Consider the following 788-nt stretch of genomic DNA (forward strand, 5'->3'; position numbering starts at 1 on the left):
GCAGGGCGCGGAACTCTACGACGGCTTCATCGCGGCCGCCGTGGCGGAGGCCATCGCTGAAAATGCTGCGTGGTATTGCTGGCACGCCTCGCGTCGCCAAGCGATGCTGGAAGCGTGCTGGGAAAAGGCGGGGGCCTTTGTCCATCAACAGATCATCTGGGTGAAGGACCGCGGGGTTCTGACCCGGTCGCATTACCTGTGGAAGCACGAACCCTGTTTCATGGGCTGGCGTCGTCCGAACCGCCCGCCGAAGGTGGCCGAGGAAACCCTGCCATCGACATGGGCGCTGCCCAGCTTCGCCAAGGACGAACGGCCCGACCATCCCACGCCGAAGCCGCTCGATGCGTTCGGGATCCCGATGCGCCAGCATGTGGCACGGGGCGGGCTTTGCTACGAGCCGTTCTGCGGTTCGGGTTCGCAGATCATGGCGGGCGAAGCCAACGGTCGCCGCGTCTTTGCGATGGAGATCAGCCCGGCCTACATCGATGTCGCCGTTGAACGCTGGCAGGCCGACACGGGACGCGACGCAATCCTCGACGGCGACGGTCGGACCTTCGCGCAGGTTAGGGCCGAGCGGCTGGGGGATGCCCCGGCCGCGCCTGACGAAACCCAACCCGAAGTCGCAGCGTGACATGCATGACATGGCTTTACCTTCCTCCGGACGCGCTTCCGGAACGGCAGACGCATGTCTCTTCGGCCTCTCCCTCTGCTCCGGCGCGGGCGGGCTCGACCTCGGGCTCACCATCGCCATCCCCGGATATCGTGCTGTGGGCCATGTCGAACGGGAA

The 788-nt window shown here is 66.1% G+C and carries 1 protein-coding gene; it reads left to right on the plus strand.

The genetic code is table 11. The annotated features are described in order from the left end of the window. Window positions 1-631: DNA methyltransferase (locus E3D03_RS21040; protein WP_411969843.1), on the plus strand; the 631-nt coding region annotated here is incomplete at its 5' end. Between the last annotated feature and the right edge of the window lie 157 nt (window positions 632-788).

This window comes from Paracoccus sp. DMF (genome assembly GCF_004407025.1).
GTDB lineage: Bacteria > Pseudomonadota > Alphaproteobacteria > Rhodobacterales > Rhodobacteraceae > Paracoccus > Paracoccus aminovorans_B.